At 68.4% G+C, this 19,453-nt stretch carries 16 protein-coding genes; 7 read left to right on the forward strand and 9 right to left on the reverse strand.

Translation table 11 applies throughout. The features are described from left to right. Window positions 1-79: 79 nt before the first annotated feature. From OYT95_RS07975 to OYT95_RS08000, 6 genes are all read left to right on the forward strand, one after another. Window positions 80-2,143 carry an acetate--CoA ligase family protein gene (locus OYT95_RS07975; protein WP_268791140.1) on the forward strand — a complete coding sequence of 688 codons (2,064 nt, stop codon included), beginning with the start codon at window positions 80-82 and terminating at the stop codon, window positions 2,141-2,143. 35 nt (window positions 2,144-2,178) lie between these two features. Then, on the forward strand, window positions 2,179-3,009 hold the full coding sequence (locus tag OYT95_RS07980) for an SDR family oxidoreductase (protein ID WP_268791141.1): 831 nt from the start codon (window positions 2,179-2,181) through the stop codon (window positions 3,007-3,009). Further along, a complete protein-coding gene (locus OYT95_RS07985) occupies window positions 3,006-4,439 on the forward strand; it encodes an aldehyde dehydrogenase family protein (protein WP_268791142.1) in 1,434 nt (477 codons plus the stop codon). Before OYT95_RS07980 ends, OYT95_RS07985 begins: the two co-directional genes overlap by 4 nt. A 76-nt stretch (window positions 4,440-4,515) precedes the next feature. Further along, a complete protein-coding gene (locus OYT95_RS07990; protein ID WP_268791143.1) occupies window positions 4,516-5,676 on the forward strand; it encodes an acyl-CoA dehydrogenase family protein in 1,161 nt (386 codons plus the stop codon). 102 nt (window positions 5,677-5,778) lie between these two features. Then, complete coding sequence (locus OYT95_RS07995; protein WP_268791144.1) at window positions 5,779-7,380, forward strand: thiamine pyrophosphate-binding protein; 1,602 nt, start codon at window positions 5,779-5,781, stop codon at window positions 7,378-7,380. A 77-nt stretch (window positions 7,381-7,457) separates the two neighbouring features. Beyond that, complete coding sequence (locus OYT95_RS08000; protein WP_037243902.1) at window positions 7,458-8,093, forward strand: TetR/AcrR family transcriptional regulator; 636 nt, start codon at window positions 7,458-7,460, stop codon at window positions 8,091-8,093. 3 nt (window positions 8,094-8,096) lie between these two features. Here the strand turns inward: OYT95_RS08000 and OYT95_RS08005 are convergent, their stop codons facing one another. Genes OYT95_RS08005 through OYT95_RS08015 form a run of 3 tightly spaced genes read right to left on the reverse strand, consistent with a single transcriptional unit; the run spans window position 8,097 to window position 11,718 of the window. Continuing rightward, entirely contained in the window at window positions 8,097-10,061 is a 1,965-nt protein-coding gene (locus tag OYT95_RS08005) for an oxidoreductase (protein ID WP_268791146.1), read from the reverse strand. A gap of 5 nt (window positions 10,062-10,066) precedes the next feature. Beyond that, entirely contained in the window at window positions 10,067-11,557 is a 1,491-nt protein-coding gene (locus tag OYT95_RS08010; protein ID WP_268791147.1) for a cytosine permease, read from the reverse strand. Then, window positions 11,557-11,718: a hypothetical protein gene (locus tag OYT95_RS08015; protein WP_268791148.1), complete on the reverse strand. Its 162-nt coding sequence runs from the start codon at window positions 11,716-11,718 to the stop codon at window positions 11,557-11,559. The genes OYT95_RS08010 and OYT95_RS08015 overlap by 1 nt, the downstream gene beginning before the upstream one ends. Before the next feature lie 129 nt (window positions 11,719-11,847). On the opposite strand from OYT95_RS08015, the gene OYT95_RS08020 reads away from it, so the two are divergent. Next, window positions 11,848-13,248, forward strand: a complete 1,401-nt coding sequence (locus OYT95_RS08020) for a flavin monoamine oxidase family protein (RefSeq protein ID WP_328286557.1) — start codon at window positions 11,848-11,850, stop codon at window positions 13,246-13,248. 75 nt (window positions 13,249-13,323) lie between these two features. On the opposite strand, the gene OYT95_RS08025 is transcribed toward OYT95_RS08020, so the two are convergent. The 6 genes from OYT95_RS08025 to egtA form a co-directional block, all read right to left on the reverse strand. Next, window positions 13,324-13,809: a hypothetical protein gene (locus OYT95_RS08025; protein ID WP_112300496.1), complete on the reverse strand. Its 486-nt coding sequence runs from the start codon at window positions 13,807-13,809 to the stop codon at window positions 13,324-13,326. A gap of 24 nt (window positions 13,810-13,833) precedes the next feature. Further along, on the reverse strand, window positions 13,834-15,042 hold the full coding sequence (locus OYT95_RS08030; protein WP_268791150.1) for a PQQ-dependent sugar dehydrogenase: 1,209 nt from the start codon (window positions 15,040-15,042) through the stop codon (window positions 13,834-13,836). Between the two features lie 73 nt (window positions 15,043-15,115). Further along, window positions 15,116-16,090, reverse strand: coding sequence for an L-histidine N(alpha)-methyltransferase (egtD, locus tag OYT95_RS08035; protein WP_268791151.1), 975 nt, complete (start codon window positions 16,088-16,090; stop codon window positions 15,116-15,118). Next, window positions 16,087-16,833: an ergothioneine biosynthesis protein EgtC gene (gene egtC, locus OYT95_RS08040; RefSeq protein ID WP_268792217.1), complete on the reverse strand. Its 747-nt coding sequence runs from the start codon at window positions 16,831-16,833 to the stop codon at window positions 16,087-16,089. The genes egtD and egtC overlap by 4 nt, the downstream gene beginning before the upstream one ends. 1 nt (window position 16,834) lies before the next feature. Next, window positions 16,835-18,139, reverse strand: a complete 1,305-nt coding sequence (gene egtB / locus OYT95_RS08045) for an ergothioneine biosynthesis protein EgtB (protein ID WP_268791152.1) — start codon at window positions 18,137-18,139, stop codon at window positions 16,835-16,837. Continuing rightward, window positions 18,139-19,353, reverse strand: coding sequence for an ergothioneine biosynthesis glutamate--cysteine ligase EgtA (gene egtA, locus OYT95_RS08050; RefSeq protein WP_037243878.1), 1,215 nt, complete (start codon window positions 19,351-19,353; stop codon window positions 18,139-18,141). The genes egtB and egtA overlap by 1 nt, the downstream gene beginning before the upstream one ends. Between the last annotated feature and the right edge of the window lie 100 nt (window positions 19,354-19,453).

Consider the following 19,453-nt stretch of genomic DNA (forward strand, 5'->3'; position numbering starts at 1 on the left):
CCGCCACAATCTAAATTGACTGATGCGCCAGTTATCTATTTTCCGATCGACAGCAACGCGAGATCGAGGAGAGTCCCCTATGACCACTGTGGTGGCCGAGTCCGTCACACAACTGAGCGTGTTCTCCGACCCTGCCTCGGTAGCCGTCGTCGGCGCCTCCGCCGATCCCGCGAAGTGGGGCTATTGGCTGGCGAGCGGCGCCCTGACCGGCGAGCACCGCCGCCGAGTCCATCTGGTCAACAGGAGAACCGACACCCTCCTCGAACACCCATGCCATCCGAACCTGTCCGCCCTCCCCGAGGTCCCCGACCTCGTCGCCCTCTGCGTGCCGGCGCCGTTCGTCTCGGACGTGGTGGACGAGGCCCTCGCACTCGGCGTCCGCGGATTCCTCGGCGTCACCGCAGGAGTTCCCGGCGAAGCCGAACTCGCGGCCCGGATCCGCAGTGCCGGAGCACGACTCGTCGGCACCAACAGTCTCGGCATCTACGACAGCGCCACCGACCTCTCCCTGGCGTGGGGACGGTTCACACCCGGGCCGCTCGCCGTCATCTCGCAGAGCGGCCAACTCGGCTCCGAACTCGCCGCGCTCGGCGCCCGGTACGGCGTGGGCGTCTCCCGGTTCGTCTCCATCGGTAACCAGTCCGACGTCACCGCCGCCGAACTGCTCGCCGATCTCGGCAGCCACGACCCGACGCGCGTGATCGCCCTGTACCTCGAAAGCTTCAGCGACGGTGAATCCCTGTTCCGGACGTTGTGCGCCCTGCGCGACACCGGACGACCGACCCTGCTGCTGACGGTCGGCGCCAGCGCCGCGAGCACCCGCCTGGCGCGTTCCCACACCGGCTCCCTCACCTCTGCCATGGACGTCGTCGACGCCGCGTGCCGCGCGGCAGGCGTACTCCGCGTGAGCACCCCCGACGAGTTGATCACCGTCGCCCGGGCATTCCTCTCCACCACCGTTCCCGCCGGCAACCGCGTCGCCATCGTCGGCGACAGTGGCGGGCAGTGCGCGATCGCCGCGGACGTGACGAGTGCGAGCGCATTGACCGTTCCCGACTTCTCACCCGGGCTCGCCGAATCCATTGCACTGCAACTACCGACGGGCGCGGCCAGCAACAACCCGGTAGACCTCGCCGGCGCCGGCGAGCAGGATCTGGGAAGTTACGCGAGCGTCGTCGAACACCTTCTCCGTGCCGACGAGTCGGACGCCGTGGTGCTGACCGGGTACTTCGGCTGCTACGCGCGGGACGCTCCCAGTCTCGCCGAACGCGAAGCGGCCGTGGCCGAACGGATCGGCCGGGCATCCGCGGCGACGGGCAAGCCCGTCGTCGTCCACACCATGGCTCCGGAATCGAGCACCGCGCAGGCATTGCGGCGGCACGGCGTCCCCGTGTTCGACACGGTCGATTCCGCGGTCCGCGCCTTGTCCGGGCTGTCCCGCCTGCGACCGCCGCAGCCGTCGAATCACCCTCTCTCCGAGCCTGTTCCGCAGGACATGCTCCGGTCCGGCTACTGGGCCGCGCGTGAACTTCTCACCGAACTCGGTGTCACCTTCCCCGACGGCGGGGTCGTACGCACCCACGAGGAGGCGGTCGCACTGGCCGGCCGTCTGCGGGCCCCGTTCGTCCTCAAGGCGAGCTGGCTCGAGCACAAGAGCGAGGCGGGCGGGGTCGCGGTCGGCATCGACGGTCCCCAACAACTGGCGCGCACCTTCCAGGACATGCATGCCCGGCTCGGCGACGGTGACTACGTGCTCGAGGAGCAGGACACCCGGGCGGGCACCGTGGAGATCCTGGTCGGCGCACGCCGTGATCCCGACCTCGGTCCGGTGATCGTGGTGGGCGCAGGCGGCACCGAAACCGAAGTGCTCCAGGACATCCGTCTCGAATCGGCCCCCGTCGGACCCGAGGACGCCCTCGCGATGCTCGAAAACCTTCGGTGCATGCCGCTTCTCCGCGGATGGCGGGGACGCCCCGCGGTGTCCGTCGACGGCCTGGTCGACGTGGTCACGCGGGTGTCCCGGTTGATCGCGGAACGGCCCGACATCGCCGAGATCGAGTTGAATCCGGTCCGCGTCGCCCCGGACGGAGCGCTCACCGTCGACGCGCTCGTCGTGGCCGCCGAACCGACACCCGCCCCGTGAGTCCACATCCCGAGACAGCACAGGAGAACCATGCGATGACCGAGACCCACTCCCCCGGCCTCGTCCCGAACACCGCCGACGAATTCCGCGACCGCGTCGCCGTCGTCACGGGTGGCGGCTCCGGCATCGGACGCGCCGTCGCGATGCGGTGGGCGGCCGCGGGCGGCACCGTCGTCGTCTTCGGCCGCAGGCAGCACGCGCTCGAGGACACCGTCCGGGCGGCCGAGCGCGTCGGCGGCAAAGCCGAGGCCGTGGTGTGCGACGTGCGGGATTCCGACGCCGTGGACGCGGCGATCGACGGGGTGGTCGATCGCTACGGCCGCCTCGACGCCCTCGTCAACAACGCCGCAGGCAACTTCGTGGTTCCCAGCGAGGACCTCTCGCCGGGCGGGTGGAAGGCTGTGGTGGACATCGTCCTGAACGGCACGTTCTACTGCACCCGCGCTGCAGGCCGCCACATGCTGGCGACCGGTCGCGGCACCATCCTCAACACCATCGCCAGCTACGCGTGGCACGGTCATCCCGGCACCGTCCACAGTGCGGCGGCCAAGGCGGGTGTCGTCGCGATGACGCGCACCCTGGCCGTGGAGTGGGGCGGCCGCGGCGTCCGGATCAACTGCATCGCACCGGGACCGACCGAAACCGAAGGTGCCGGGGCGGCACTGTGGCCCACCGAACAGGACCGCGTCCGAGTGCTGTCGAGCGTCCCGGCCGCTCGCTTCACGACGCCGGAAGAGGTTGCCGAATCGGCGGCCTTCCTGCTCAGCGACCGCTCCGGCTACGTCACCGGAGAGGTCCTCGTCACCGACGGCGGTCAGTGGCTCGGCAAGTCCGTGTACACGGATTCGCGAGCGGCGGCCCGATGACCACCACGATTCACACTGCCTGGGAACGCGACTCGATCCTCGTCGGCGGGGACTGGATTCCCGTCACCGAGTGCACGGAGGTGCACGACCCGGCCACCGAGTCCGTGATCGGCCGGTCCGGGTCGGCCGGTGCCGCCCACGTCGACGCCGCCGTCGCGGCGGCACGCTCCGCCGGAACAGCCTGGGGTGCGAGCCTTCCCGAGGATCGCGCGGAAATTCTCGACGATCTGTGCACCCAACTGCGCGCGCGGAGGCAACTCCTCGTGGACACCACCGTCGCGGAAGTGGGAGCCCCGGTGACCGTGGCCGAGGAAGCGCACATCGACCTCGGTATCGAGATCCTCGCATCGTATGCGCGGCTGGCCAGGGACCTTCCCTTCCGGGAACGGCTGGGCCGGACGCTGCTGCTGCGCCGCCCGGCGGGTGTCGTCGCGTGCATCACGCCGTGGAACTACCCCTTCTACCAGCTCGCGGCCAAGGTGGGAGCAGCCCTCGCGGCGGGATGCACCACCGTCGTCAAACCGGCCGAGCTCACCCCGCTGTCCACCTACCTGTTCGCCGACGCCGCACTCGATGCCGGCGTTCCGGCGGGGGTCCTGAACCTGGTTCCGGGCAGCGGTCGCACGGTGGGGGCCGCACTGGCCGCACATCCCGGGGTCGACGTGGTGTCCTTCACCGGCTCCACCGCCGTCGGCAGGGGCGTCGCACACGCCGCCGCCGAATCCCTCACACGCGCGTGCCTCGAACTCGGCGGCAAGTCGGCCTCCGTGGTGCTGGGTGATGCCCCGCTGTCGGCAGCGGTCACCGCAACCGTCGATGCCGCCATGCTCAACTCGGGTCAGACGTGCAGTGCGTGGACTCGCCTCCTCGTGCCGCGCGCACGCTACGAGGAGGCGGTCGAACTCGCCGCCGACCACGCCGACACTTTGTTGGTGGGCGATCCCCGGGACCGCTCGACGCAGCTCGGCCCGGTGATCTCGGCTGCGCAGCGACGATCGATCGCGGAGGCGGTCGACGCGGCGGTCGCCGGCGGGGCCCGTCTGGCGGCGGGAGGGTCCGGCGTCCCTGCAGGCCTCGAGACGGGCCACTACCTGCGACCGACCGTGCTCGCCGACGTCGGACCGCACGACCCGATCGTGCGCGACGAGATCTTCGGGCCGGTGCTGGTCGTCCTCCCGCACGACGGCGACGAGGACGCGATCCGGCTCGCCAACGACAGCGACTACGGGCTCGGCGGCGCCGTGTGGTCGGCCGACCCGGAACGGGCCCTGAGCGTCGCGGCCCGGATGGACACCGGCCAGGTCGACATCAACGGCGCCCCGTTCAACCCCGAGGCCCCGTTCGGAGGCTGGAAGTCCTCCGGCCTGGGCCGGGAGCTCGGCCGGTTCGGCGTCGAGGAGTTCACCGAGCTGACGGCGGTGCAGCGCTGACCCGTCGTACCCCACACACCCCAGAGTCCACAGTCCCGCACCGACACAACCATATTCGAAGCGAAGGAACCGCGACATGACCACCACCAACATCCCCGCCTGGCCCCTGACCGACGAGCAGAAGCAGATCATCGAGCTGTGCCGGGACTTCGCGCAGAAGGAGATCCGGCCGCGCGGCCGGGAGGTCGACGAGGCGGATGTCGTGACGCCCGTCGACATCTTCGCCAAGGCCGCCGCGGTGGGCATCACCGATTTCATGATCCCCGAGGAGTTCGGCGGAGGCGGCATGAGCGACGTCTTCACCCAGTGCCTGGTGCAGGAGGAATTGTGCTGGGGTGACCCCGGCATCGGAAACCTCGTGTGCTCCAACGGCTTCTTCTCCGATCCGATCATGGTCCTCGGCACCGAGGAGCAGAAGAAGCAGTGGCTCGGCCCCCTCACCGGACCGAACGCCCCGATGACCTCGCTGGCCACCACCGAGCCGGGATCCGGCTCGGATGCGGCGTCGATCGTCACCACGGCCGAGCGCGTCGACGGCGGCTACCGGCTGGGCGGGCAGAAGGCGTGGATCTCCAACGCCGGCGCCGCCCGGTTCTACGTCGTGTTCGCGAAAACCGACCGCACCCAGCGGTCCGGTGGCGTCTCCGCGTTCCTCCTCGAGAAGGGCGCCGAGGGAATGACGTTCGGTGAGCCGATGAAGAAGATGGGCCAGCGCGCCATCGTGTGCCGGGAGATCTTCTTCGACAACGTGTTCGTCCCCGAGGAGAATCGTCTCGGCGAGGAAGGACAGGGCTTCTACGGTCTGATGGGCACATTCGACATCTCGCGGGTCGTGCTCGGCGCGGCCGCCGTCGGCGCCGCCCGCGCCGCCTACGAGTACGCCCTCGACTACGCCAAGACACGGAAGCAGTTCGGAGTGCCGATCATCGAGCATCAGGCCGTCGCCTTCCGGCTGGCAGACATGGCGACGCGGATCGAATCCGCCCGGCTGCTGGTCCATCACGCCGCCCGCATCATCGACAGCGGCGGCAACGCCCGGGGCATCGCCGCCATGGCGAAACTGACGGCGTCCGAGACCGCCATGTTCGTCACGCACGCCGCGGTGCAGACGCTCGGCGGTTGGGGCTATTCCCGCGAGTACCCCGTCGAGCAGTGGATGCGCGACGTGAAACTGGAGGAGATCGAGGAAGGCACGTCCGACATCATGAAGCTCGTCATTTCCCGGAACCTGGACTGACTTCTACGGGTGCGGGGCGGAGACACGACTTCGCCCCGCACCCGTCCGGGTACCCGCGCACCATCCGCACACGAACACTGCACAGCCCATGGGAGGGCATCGATGACAAGCCAGAACGGCGGCCGGGCACTCGTCGCGGCTCTCGCCGCACACGGAGTCGACACGGTCTTCGGAATTCCGGGCACCCACAACCTCGCCGTCTACGCCGCGTTGGCCGACTCGCCGATCCGCTCCGTCCTGACCCGGCACGAGCAGGGGGCCGGTTACGCCGCCGACGGATATGCCCGCGTGACGGGCAAACCCGGCGTGTGCCTGACCACCACCGGCCCCGCCATCCTCAATGCCGCTGCCGCAGCGGCGCAGGCGTGGTCGGATTCGGTTCCGGTTCTCTTCATCTCACCGGCCCTGCCGCTCACCCATCCGGGGAGGGGAAACGGCTACCTCCACGAGGTGAAGAATCAGCAGGCCGCGCTCGAGGCGATCGTGTCCTACAGCCACCGGGTGACCAGCGTCGCCGAGATCCCCCGCGCGATCGCCTACGCCTTCGCCGCCATGCGCTCGGGCAGACCGCGACCGGTGCACATCGAGATCCCGGTCGACATCCTCGACGCGGAAGCGGACGGGCGGATCGTGGCGCCGGTCGAGTCCGCTCCGCTCGCCGCTCCCCCGCACGCGGTGACCGACGCGGCGCAGCGTCTCGCCGCCTCGCAGTCTCCCGTGCTGGTCGTGGGCGGCGGGGCCCGCTCGGCGGCCCCGCAGGTTCGTGCCCTCGCCGAACGTCTGTCCGCGCCCGTCATCACGACGACCAACGGGAAGGGAGTCCTCGACGAGGACCACCCGCTGTCGGTGGGAGCAGGCGTTCACCATCCATCGGTCCGCGCGGTGCTCGAGACCGCCGATTGCGTTCTCGCCATCGGCACGGAATTCGCACCCTCCGATTTCTGGTACGGCCCGGTCGAACTGGATGACAAGCTGATTCGCATAGATGTCGACCCCACGTCGATGACCACGAACGCCGATCCCGCCATCCGCCTGCTGGGTGATGCCGGGACCACGGTGTTGCAACTGCTCGACGTCACGAAGATGCGCGAGGATTCCGGCGCCCACGAGCGGGCTGCGTCGCTCCGACAGGGGCTGCATGCCGATGCCGCCGCCGAAGGCGCTCCGTGGCTGGACATGATGGCCGCCATCGCACCGGCCGTCGACGAATCCACGGTGATCGCCGGGGACAGCACGATGGCCTGCTACTACGGTGCACTGTCGAACCTCACCGTGCACCGCCCCGGCGGATTCCTGTACCCGACGGGACAGGGAACGCTGGGATACGGTCTGCCCGCGGCGATCGGCGCGTCCGTGGCCGACCCGGACGCCCGGGTCCTGGCGATTCTCGGCGACGGCGGGGTGATGTTCACTCTTCCCGAGCTCGCGACGGCCGCGCAACTCCGACTGCCGCTGCCGATCGTCGTCGTCGACAACGGCGGCTACGGCGAGATCCGCAACGAGATGGCGGACCGCGGCGACACCGTCCACTCGGTCGCGCTCGGCGGCATCGACTTCCCCGCCGTGGCGCGGGCGATGGGTTGTCACGGACGGACAGTCGAGTCCTCCGGGGAGTTGACGGACGCGATCACGGCGGCGTTCGACGCGGACCGCCCGACTCTCCTGCACATCCGCGAGAACAGCAGGGCAACGCAGCAGGTGTGACGGCTACGCTGGTTCGGCCGAACTCTCGACTACGGTCTCTGTAGACGAAACGTCACATCCAAGGAGTTGAGAGCGCGATGCCACGCCCCAGCGTTGAAGCGGAACGTCGAGAACAGATCCTTCAAGCGACGTGTGAAGCCATCGCCGAACTCGGCTTCCGCGCCGTCCGGATCGCCGACGTCGCGGCGCGGGCCGGGGTGAGCAACGGGACGATCCACTACTACTTCGACTCCAAGGATGCGCTGCTGCATGCGGCGTTCCAGTTCAACTTCGAGCACTCGCTGGAACGACGGCGATGGATCATGGAGAAGAGCGACGTTCCGCTCGTGCGGCTCCACCGGCTCGTGGAGTCGTACCTGCCCGCCGGACCGGAGACGATCACGGCCTGGCGGGTGTGGGTGGAGCTGTGGGCCTCCGCACTCGGCAACGTCGAACTCCAGGAGCTCAACGACACCGTGTACGGAGAGTGGCGCGGGGTGGTCCGGGAGACCGTCGAGGCAGGCGTCGAACAGGGGGCTCTGCGGGTGAAGGATCCCGGGGCCGCCACCGACATGCTCCTCGGTCTTCTCGACGGCCTCGCGATCCAGGTGCTCACCGGCTCCACCCTGATGACTCCGACGCGGATGCGGGCCGTGTGCGACGACTTCATCGACGCCATCACCGTCGACAAGCACCGGGTCGCGTCGACCGCCGCCAAACGCACCGCGAAGTAGCCGTCAGAGCGCCGATGCGACGGTGAGCCCTTCCAGCACAGCTTCTTCCACGGTGCGCGGCGACAGGCAGTCGCCGACGGCATGGATCCGCTCCCGCGGAAACCCGTCGACCTCCAGCAGGTCGGTGACCGACGCATGTCCCTGGGCGAGTACCACTGCACTGACACCCTCGACCAGCACCGGCCGCTCGGTGAGCGTGTGCTGCAGATAGGCCGTGTCGTCGTCCGCACCGCGCAGCCGGACGTTGGGAATGATCTCGACCTTCGCCTCCACCGCCGCGGCCACCATCGCGTTCCGCACGTACTGCTGGAGGTGTTCGCCCGCAGCGTATCCGGTGACCGCGAGCGTGACGCGGTGGCCCAGCCGGGCGACGTGGTTCGCGACACCCAGCCCGATCCAATCGCCGCGCCAATCGGCGACGAGGACCCTGCCTGCGGGGAGTGTGCGCCCGCGGATCACGTCCCACGCCTCCACCACGTGCGGCTCGTCGAGGGTCTCGATCTCTGGCCGGAACGGCCGCGCGCCGGTCGCGACGATCAGCTCGTCCGGTTGCTCCGACCTGACCAGTCCGGGATCGACCGTCGTCCCGGTCACGAACCGCACGCCGGCCCGGCGCGCCTCACCCTCCAGGTTGGTGACGGCGCCACCGAACTCGCTCCTGCCCGGGAGCAGTTCGGCCAGCAGCACCTGGCCTCCCACCCGGGACGCCGCCTCGTACAGGGTCACCCGGTGCCCACGTTCCGCGGCCACCGCGGCCGCTTTCAGCCCACCCGGTCCGCCGCCGATCACCATGACGCTCTTCGGCCGGCGCGTGATCTGCAGAGTCCCGAAGCGCAGTTCGCGACCGGTCTCCGGATGCTGGATGCACGAGATCGCGCACCCTCGCTGAAAATGCCCCATGCACGCCTGATTGCAGCCGATGCACGCGCGAATCGAATCGACGTCGTTGCGTTCGGCTTTCGCCGGCATCGCGGGGTCGCAGATGAGGGCGCGGGTCATCGCGCACGCGTCGGCCTGCCCCTGCGCGATCACCGCGTCGCCCTCGTGGGGCTGATTGATCCGGCCTGCCACGATCACCGGAACCCGGACCACGGATTTGACGGCCGCCGCCAGCGGGGCCGTGTAGGCGGCGGACTCGGTCATCGGGGCGGCGATGTGTACCGCGCCCGACAGACTCGACGAACTCCCGGCGCACACACTGACGTAATCGAACAGTCCGTCCGCGTCCAGCGACGCGCACACCGCCTGTGATTCGTCCGGCCGCAGTCCGTCGCTGCCCATCTCGTCGCCGGAAATCCTCATCCCGACCACGAAGTCGCGGCCGACCGCCGCACGGACGGATGCGAGCGCCGCCCGGAGGAACCGCAGGCGATTCTCCGCCGACCCGCCGTACTGGTCCACGCGGAGGTTGGTGCGCGGATTGAGGAACTGCGCGGGTAGATAGCCGTGGCTCGCGACGATCTCGACGCCGTCGAGTCCGGCGCGCTGCAGTCGACGTGCAGCGTCGCCGTACCCCTGCACGACCGCGTCGATCTCGCCCGCCGTCATCGCTCTCGGCATCACGTGGAAGCGTTCGCTCGGCACCGCGGACGGTGCCAGCGCGACCGGAGTGGACCCGTCCTGCGACTCCAGGATCTCCCGGCCGGGATGGAAGATCTGCCCGACGACGACGCAGTCGTGGCGGTGACAGGCGTCGGCGATGCGCCGGTAGCCCGGGATACAGTCGTCGTTCGTCGCCATCAGCACGTGGGACGTGTAGCGGGCGGTCTCGTGAACACCGGCGACCTGGACCACGATCATGCCGACACCACCGGCGGCGCGGGCTTCGTGGTAGGCGACCAGTTCGTCGGTCACGTTCCCCTGCTGCACGAGCACGGTGTCGTGCCCGGAGGACACGACACGGTTCGCGAGCGTCACGTTCCCGATGCGAAGCGGGGAGAACAGGTGGGGAAAGAGCTGTGACGGCATATCTTTCACCTTTCGACACCGGCTGCGACCCGCGGCAGGCGGTCGTAGCCGCCGAGTCCGAGCGGCTGCACGAACATCTTGGTCAACACGGCATGGAGCGTGCCGGCGACGAGGAACGCCGGAATCGAGGCGGTGGTGTACGGAAAGATCGAGGATGGAATGTAGGTGACCGGATTGAGCAGCAGAGCGTACGTCGCCGCGCCGGCCGCCACGGAGGCGAACGCGAAGGCGTTGACACCGCCCCAGTACCCGTAGCAGGAGCGGGCACTGGGCAGGTACAGGTCGCGGATCCGCAGAACACCTCTACGCAGCAGGAAGAAGTCGACTATCTGCACGGCGCACAGCGGTGCCACGAGGATCGCACCCCAGGACAGGAATCGACCGTAGTTGTCGTAGACGGCCGAGGGGAAGAAGACGAGGATCGCCGCGGGTCCGAGGATGAATGCCACCAGCACCGGCCAGGGCGTTCCGCGGAGTAGCTTCCCGCCACCGCCTTTGAGCGCCACCATGGAGGCGTATCCCTGGGAGAGGATGGCGGTGACGTTGGCGAAACCGATGACGATCAGGGCCAGGACGCCCAGCACGACTCCCGCGAGCGGGATCATCCACTCGGTGGGATCCTCGAGGTTCAGCGCCAGCGCTGCAAACACACCGACGACGGCCGCGGCCACGGACGCGGCAAAGAGTCCGAGCCAGTTCGGCCAGAACGCCGCACGCGGACCACGGGTGAGCCGGGCGAGGTTTCCGATATTCGGCCACCACGCGAACCCACCGGCGATGTTCAGCTCGATCGCGACCATGAAACTGGTGTGCGGATCGCTCTCCGGGTCGAGCGGTGGCAGACTGGCCAATTCGGACCAGGATCGCTTGGTGAACACCATGACGAGAATCCCGACGATGATGAGGACGAGGACGGGTGCGATCACCCGGCACACCGACTCGACCGAGACCGGCCCCCGTGCGAGGACGAGCCAGGACAGGGCCACCGCCACCAACCCCAGCAGGCTCACTGCCGCACCGGTCTGGGAGATCTCGACCCCGAAGACGTTGTCGATGACGTTGACCAGGCCGTGCCCGAACATGATAGCCAGAACTGCCGACCACGCCGCCGCGAAGAGCGTGGACATCACGACCATCACGATTCGGGCGCCGTTGCTGCCGAACACGCTTCGCAGTCCGACGAACTGCTCGATGCCGTACTTCGCCGACGGCAGGCACGGCGCGAGCGAGACGAGGAAGACGCTGATCGCGTAGCCGATGACGATGCTCGCGATCGCCTGTACCGCGCCGACGTAGTACGCGACGGCCGCGCCCTGCAGAAACGCCCAGGTGGCCACGGCCAGGCCGATGTTGACCGCCGAGTAGTCCCAGAAACCCCAGATCCGCTCCGCCGGCATCAGTGGCAGTTCGTTCAGCGTGGCGTCCGTGCCGTCGTCGCCGGTTCCGCCCGCACTTCCCACTGCCGTGGCGCTGTCCTGCCGCTGCCCTTCCAGCATCAGTACCCCCACCACAGCATGACGGAGATCGTGGCGACGATCCCGGCGATCGCCGCCGCGACGTCCCGCCACGGAAGGTCGGGCAGGATCATCCCGCCTCCGCCGGGGGATTCCAGGAGGAGCAATCGCCTCTCGAGTTCCTGTTCGAATGAGTCGTCCACGCGATCCCCATTTCTGATTGGCGGGCCAGTTATCAATAGTCTGTGGCACGCGTCACATCGTGTCAACCCTCGAATCCTCGCGCAGGAAACCAGAATTGAGTATTGACTGGCGAGCCAATCAAGAACAGGATGCTGGGCATGATGAACACGAAGGATCACCCGACTGCCCTACCGGCCCGCGTTCGGACCGTTGTGGTCGGCGCGGGGTACGCAGGCCTGTCCGCCGCACTCTCGCTGCACGACGACGGCATCGACTCCGTGATCCTCGAGGGATCCGAACGAGTCGGCGGAAGGGTGTGCTCCGAACGGAGAAGCCACGGTGTCGTCGTCGACCACGGCGGACAATGGGTCGGCCCCACCCAGAAGCATCTGCTCGCCCTCGCCGAGCGCTTCGACTGCCCCACCTTCCCGACGTACAACACAGGCGAGCACATCGAACTCTGGCCCGACGGTGTGCAGCGGCGCTACACCGGCGCCGGTCCCGACGACGGCCCCGGCATGGCCGAATACCTGGCTGCCGCCGATCGCATCGACGAACTCGCGAGGACCATCGACCTCGACGACCCCACGGCCACCCCGGACATCGAGAAGTGGGACAGCGAAACCGTCCACTCCTACTTCGAGCGGACCGTCGCGAACGAAGACGCCCGTCGGCGACTCGCGCTCGCCGTCGAGGGCGTGTGGTCGATCGAGCCGCGCGATCTGTCGCTGTTCCATCTGCTGTTCTACGTCGCATCAGCCGGCGGATTCGACCAGCTGATGGAAACCGAGGGCTGCGCGCAGGAGCGCCGATTCCGGGACGGCGCACAGTCCACCGCGCTGGCCGTCGCACATCATCTCGGCGACCGGGTCCATCTGAATACGGCTGTGCGCCACATCGAGCGCACCACCGACGGTGTTCGGATCGAGACCAGCCGGGGAACGATTCTCGCCGACACCGTCGTCATGGCGCTGCCGCCGTCGGCCACCCAGCGGGTCACGTTCGCTCCCCCGCTGCCGGTCTCGCGCACACGATGGGTCGAACGCAGCCCGATGGGCGACGTAGCGAAGGTGCACGCCGTCTTCGACACCCCGTTCTGGCGCGCCGACGGACTGTCCGGCCAGGCGACCATCTACGGCACCCGCGCCGTCGGAGTCGTGTTCGACAACTCCCCCGAAGATGCCGGACACGGTGTGCTCGTGTGCTTCATCTACGGTGACCGCCAGCGGTCCTGGTCGGCGCTCTCCGACGACGACCGCCGGGCAGCGATCATCGACACTCTCGTCGAACTCTTCGGCGACCGCGCCGCGTCACCGGTCGACTACACCGAGAAGATCTGGCCGCAGGACCGGTGGGCCCGAGGAGGGTACGCAGCGAGCCCCACCCCCGGAACGTGGTTCGCGCACGGACACGACGGCTGGCGTGCTCCCGCGGACCGCATCCACTGGGCGGGCTCGGAGACCGCGAGCATCTGGAACGGCTACATCGACGGAGCGATCTCCTCCGGATCGCGTGCGGCCGAGGAGATCCGGAAGCAACTGTCCCGCTGAACCAACGGGACGCTCGTTCGATCTGACGCAACGAGCGTCCCGTTCGTCGGGGAAGGAGTGGCCGGGGAGAACTGCTCAGGGGACGAAGAAGTACCCCAGGCCCGGAACGATCGTGGCCGAGGATTCGCCGAGGACGGTCGCCGTCACGTGCCCCGATCCCGTGGGCACGTCGACCACCGGATCCTTCCCGGGCACTCCGAAACTGCCCGACGGAACGGTCACCGTTCCGGCCGCTCCCGTGCTGAGATTGAGCCACCGCACCACGGTGGCGGAGGTGTACGTCGTGCAATTCGCTCCCGGGGTGAACGCCGGGCACATGCTGGTGGCGGACAGCCGCGCGACGCCCGGTCCCGGACTCGCGCCGGTGGATGCGGCGAGTGAGACAGTGGCGAAGGGGAACGGGTCGCCGATGACCCCGGTGAACGGGAGCTGGAATGCCGTCGTGGTCACCGACACCGGATCCGGTACGGCGGAAGCGACGCCGGCCGACGCGGAGGTGAGCGCAACCGCTGCGGCGCAGGTGCCGACGATCGTGCCGAGACGTCTGTTCCTCGTTGCCATGCTTGTCCTCTCTCCAATGCAGACTCAGGCTTGCGGGGTGACGCGGAGAACCTGGTCGGCGGAACCGTTGTCCGTGGTGACGAGCAACGAACCGTCGGCGGTCGGGGTGACCGACCGGAGGCGGCCGTACTGATTCTGCAGGCCGAACGTCTGCGCCGTTGCCGACTGCCCGTCCGCGGCCAGACGGAGGAAGACCAATTGCTTCGTCTTGAGGCCGCCCATGACGAGTGCGCCGTCCCACGGCCCCCATCCGGAGCCGGTCACGAAGGCGGCGCTTCCGGTCGCCAGGGTGGTGCTGCCCGAACTCCACGCCGCAGCAAGGGCTCCGGGCACGCGCGAGGGATCCGTCATCGGCACGGATTCGTCGTAGATGCCGGGGATCCGATCGGGCTTGTACCCGTAGTTGCCTCCCGCGACCAGGAGGTTCACCTCGTCGTCCCGTGTCGTTCCCTGATCCACTGCGTAGATGCGACCCGTTCCGGGCTGTTGCGCGAGGCCCTGCGCGTTCCGGTGACCCAGTGTGTAAACGGGACTCGCCGGGTCCGGATTTCCGGCGGCGGGCGTGCCGTCGGTGTTGATGTGGAGAGTCTTGCCGCCCAGCGAGTTCGGATCCTGTGACACGGTCGGCTGCGCGGTGTCGCCGGTGCCGACGAACAGGGTGCCGTCGGCGGCCGTCAGTATCCGGCAACCGCCGTGACGTCCCTCGTTGACGGGGATACCGATCAGGATTGCGGCACCGCGGGTCAGCGTCGTCCAGCCGGCATCGACGGTCCACGACTGGATCCGGATGTCGGTGACACCGCCGCCCTGGAATCCCTGGCACGTGTACACGGTGCGTGCCTGCGCAAAGTTGCTCGCGAGTGCGATACCCATCAATCCGGTTTCGGACTGCGCGTACAGGTCCGAGAGATCGGCGGTGACCGGCCCGGTGCTTCCATCCGCACGCCGGACGAAGAACCCGCCCGACCGCTGGCCGGTGAGGACCGCGCCGTCCGGAGCCTGCACCGCATCCCACGGATGGTCGAGCCCGTCGAGGACCGGAGTGACCGTCAGCGCCGGAAGTGTGTCCTCCGTGGGTACTCCCGGGCCGTCGCTACCCGAGCCGAGGCTTCCCGTGTCGAGGCTTCCCGTGTCGAACGGGAGGGGCAGCGGCTGAGCAGAGACCTGTGCGGCAGGGAGGCCGATCGCGGCGGTGGTGGCGAGAGCGAGGACAGCGAGCTTCGAATGACGCACAAGTTCTCCTCGGGTCGATTGCGCACTGAACGGTCACTATAAGCGCGATCGTGCCCGAAGTTGATCTTGTCGGTCAGTTCCGCGCGGCGCACACCAGCGCGAAGCGGTCGTCGGGATCGGTCCAGGTGCGGTCGACGTCGAATCCCGCCTCCGCCAACTCCCGCCGGATGCCGTCGAGGGTGAACTTGGCCGAGATCTCCGTTCGTAGCTGCTCACCCGCGGTGAACTCGACATCCAGATCCAGTTCGCCGACGCGGACCGACATCGCACGCTCGGCCTCGAGCCGCATCTCGATCCACTCGTTGTCGGCGTCCCACAGCGCGACGTGCCGGAACTCGTCCACCGGGAAGTCGGCGTCGAGCTGACTGTTGAGTACCTGCAGTACGTTGCGGTTGAACTGGGCTGTCACCCCGGCGGCGTCGTCGTACGCGGGAACGAGGACGGCGGGGTCGATCACCAGTCCGACACCGAGGAGGAGGTGCTCCCCCGCTTCGAGGACGTCGGCGATTCCGGAGAGGAACTCCGCCCGCTCGGCGGGCACCATGTTTCCGAGGGTGCCACCGAGGAACGCGATCGTGCGACGACCACCGCGTGGAAGGTGGTGCAGCGACTCGGTGAAGTCGCTGACGACGCCGTGCACGGTCAGATTCGGGAAGTCCGCGCCGATCTGCCCCGCGGCGCCCTCGAGTGCGGATACCGACACGTCCTGCGGTACGTACGTATGGAGGTTTCCGCGGCGGGTGCCTGCGTCCAGCAGGAGCCGTGTCTTCTCCGACGACCCGGATCCGAGTTCCACGAGAATCTCCGGCGCCGCGACCTCGGCGATCTCTCCCGAATATCGTCTGAGCAGTTCCCGTTCCGTGCGTGTCGGGAAGTATTCGGGCAACGCGGTGATCTGCTCGAACAGCTCGCTCCCGCGGGCGTCGTAGAAGTATTTGGGAGGCAGCCATTTCGGGTTCGAGGTGAGCCCGACGGTGGCGTCTTTGCGCAGACCTGCCTTGAGCTGCTCGGGCTGCAGGTACACCTCGAGTGTCGGTGTGGTGGTCATCGTGCTCCCATCTCGAGCGGGGTGACGATCAGGTGTCCGGGGCGTGCGCTGACGAAATGACGGTCCGGAATCGATTGCCATGCGGGGTTGTCGTCGTAGGGTTCGGACATCACGATGGCCCGCTCGTCGTCGACGAGCGCCGACAGCGAGTGATGCCAGGTGGTGGCCCACAGTTCGCTGCCGTTGCCCAGCAGCAGATTCACTCGCGAGTTCGGGGCCGCAGCGACCACGGCCTGTACAAGTGAACACATCGCCTTTTCAGGGTCCTGCTCACCGAGCGCCCGGCGCAGGAGCAGCCACAGCGCGGCCGAATCGGTCGGCGCCTCGAGTTGCAGCAGATCGCGCACGGGGAGTTCCGCGGCGAGCCCCGCGAGCGACTCGGGCCACCCACGCACCACCCCGTTGTGACTGAAGGCCCAGGTCTCGTCGGAGAACGGCGCACAGGCCGTGTGCTGCACGGGCATGCCGACCGTCGCCGACCGCGTGGCGGCGACCACGGCGCGGGAGCGGATGTTCGGCAACATCTCTCGCACGGCGGGGTCGGACCACAGCGGCTGAGCACTGCGGTAGCGGGAGAATCCGTCCGTTCCCCACCACCCCACACCGAATCCGTCGGCGTTGATGGTTCCGCCGCCCCTCATGTCGCGTGGCGCGTAGGACTGGCACAGTAGCGAGTTCTCGCCGCGACCCAGGAGGTCGCCCACCGACTGTTCCGGTCCCAGATAGCCCAGGTGTCGGCACATCTCAGCGGTCGTCCCCCGGAAGGTCTCGGGCACAGCGGAATCCGGAGAAGATCTGTCTGCGGATCGGGTGGTCCCAGTTGCGGAACGTCCCACGGCACGCCACCGGATCGGTACCGAACGAACCGCCGCGCAGCACGCGGTAGTCGCCGCCGTAGAACACCTCCGAGTACTCGCGGTACGGGAACGCCGAGAAACCGGGATAGGGCTCGAAGGACGACGACGTCCACTCCCACACGTCACCGATCAACTGATGGACGCCGAGCGGGGACGCCCCCGACGGGTATGCCCCGACCACCGCGGGACCGAGGTGGCGCTGCCCGAGGTTGGCCAACGAGGAGTCGGGTTCGCCATCACCCCAGGGGAATCGGCGCGAGCGGCCGGTGAACGGGTCCCACCGCGCGGCCTTCTCCCATTCGGCCTCGGTCGGAAGCCTCTTGCCGTCCCAGCGTGCGAACGCCTCGGCCTCGAAGAAGCTCACGTGCACGACCGGTTCCTGGAGATGGATCGGCTCGGTCACCCCGAACCTCCGGCGCCACCAGGTTCCGCAGCCGTCGTTCTCCCAGAACTGGGGTGCATCCCACCCCGCTTCGAGGCGGTGCGCCCATCCCCGCTCACTCCACAACTCGGGCCGCACGTAACCACCGTCGTCCATGAACTCGAGGTAGCGGCCGTTGGTGACGGGGACGGCGTCGATCACGAACGCCGGAACGTGCACGGGGTGCGCGGATCTCTCGTTGTCGAGTGCCCACGGATCGTCCGACGTTCCCATCGTGAATTCACCGGAGGGAATGACCACTTCGTCCTCGTCGATCGCCCCGCCGACACGCGGCGCGCTCTCCGCGGCCAGCACTGCGGCACCGGAGCGCAGTTGATGGGTGGCGAGCATCGTTTCGGCATGCTGCTGCTCGTGCTGCGCGATCATGCCGAACGCGAATCCGTTCTCCTCGAGCGGCCGGCCACGGAACGTGCTGCCGTCGAGCACGTCCCACGCCTTGGCTCGGACAGTACGCACGTATTCCCTGGCCTCGTCCGGGGTCAGCAGCGGCAGGGACGGCCGGGAGTTCCTCGAATGTTTGAATGCGTCGTACAACTCGTCGATGTCGCGGCGGACCGGTTCCCGGCCACCGACGTCCCGCACGAGCCACAACTCTTCCTGATTGCCGATGTGCGCGAGATCCCACACGAGCGGGCTCATCAACGGGGAATGCTGTGCGACGAGGTCCTCCCCGTCCACACAGTCCGTCAACCCGGCGGTGCGCTCCCGCGCCCGTGTCAACACCGTCTCGATCTTTTCGCGGATACCCATCAGCGGTCCTCGCTCGGGGCCTGGCCCCGGCAACATCGTTCGGCGGCGGCGTCGAGCAGTCTGACGAATTCGGGATCGGGTGAGTACGCCGCCGCCAGGGACAGGAGAGCTGTTGCCGCAGCGCGCAGTTCGAGGTCGGCCAGACCGAACTCGGCCGCGTCCCGCCAGCGTTCGGCGGTGGGTAGCGCCGCGTCGAGCGCCTCGGCCATGGCACCCGGACCCGACAGCAGCGCGTCGATCGCCGCGATGGGTACCCGCCACTGGTCACCCGGTTGTGCGTCGAGGTAGCGCACCTCGAGATGACCGGCCGCACGAACGGGCGGGAACAAGGTGGTGAGGTGATAGTCGAGGTCGGCGGGCGTCGGGCGGCCGATCACGTCGTCCAGTGCGCCCTCGACCCAGTCCGCGAAAGTTGCACCGTCGGGCGCCGTCCAGTCCGTGCCGTCGTTGCGGATACACAGCAACGGCACGTCCAGCACCCACCCCGCATAGTCCGCGATGTGCGGGGTTCCGGTGGTGCGCGGCGAATCGAGTTCGAGCCACGTTCGCATCCGCTGCGACGCCCACTGGCCGTCGGGTACCCCGTAGAGCCGCGGCGAACACGCGAACGCCGCGATCAATGCCGGCCCGATGGCGTGCAGCAGGTGCCACCGCTTCTCGACGGCAACCGGATCGGCCCCGGCGTCCACGCTGATCTGCGTTGCGGCGGTGTTGCACATCATCAGCTTCCCGAAGGGCCCGATGCCGGTGAAGCGGGATTCCATGGCGCAGTACCGCGGCGATTGGAGGAGACGTTGCGCGGGCCGTCGGGTGTCCGCGGCCTCGGACGACATGAGGATCGATCGGGACGACAACAGTTCCGCGAGAACCGCCTGATCGGCGGCGAGATAGTCGCACAATTCGCGTGCGGAGTAATAGGGGGCGCTGGACAGTTCGATCTGTCCGCCGGGTTCGACCGTGACGGCGCTGCCACCGGGAAGGGGCTGAGCAGGAGAGGAAGGATCGATGGTTCTGGGGGTGTGCGGCCCGAGAGCTTCGGCGAGAGCGGCGAGGTCGGGTCGCACATAATCCGGCAGTTGCGCGGTCAGCCACTCCAATTCCGCGCCGATCAGCTGCGGTGGCCCCAGTTTGAAGCACACACCACCCAAGTACGCCTCTGCCGCCGGCCGCGACGTGAAACACGTTGCCTCGACGGACTGAACTGCAGTAGCCATTCGACCCTCCCCTTCGGGCGCCGCCTGAACGTCGTTATCGACATTAGAGCGCCTCGGCCGTCGATGCACGCCCCAACGGCATACTTTTCGAGGAACCTGC

The sequence above is a fragment of the Rhodococcus sp. JS3073 genome, assembly GCF_026810085.1.
Classification (GTDB): Bacteria; Actinomycetota; Actinomycetes; order Mycobacteriales; family Mycobacteriaceae; genus Rhodococcus_F; species Rhodococcus_F wratislaviensis.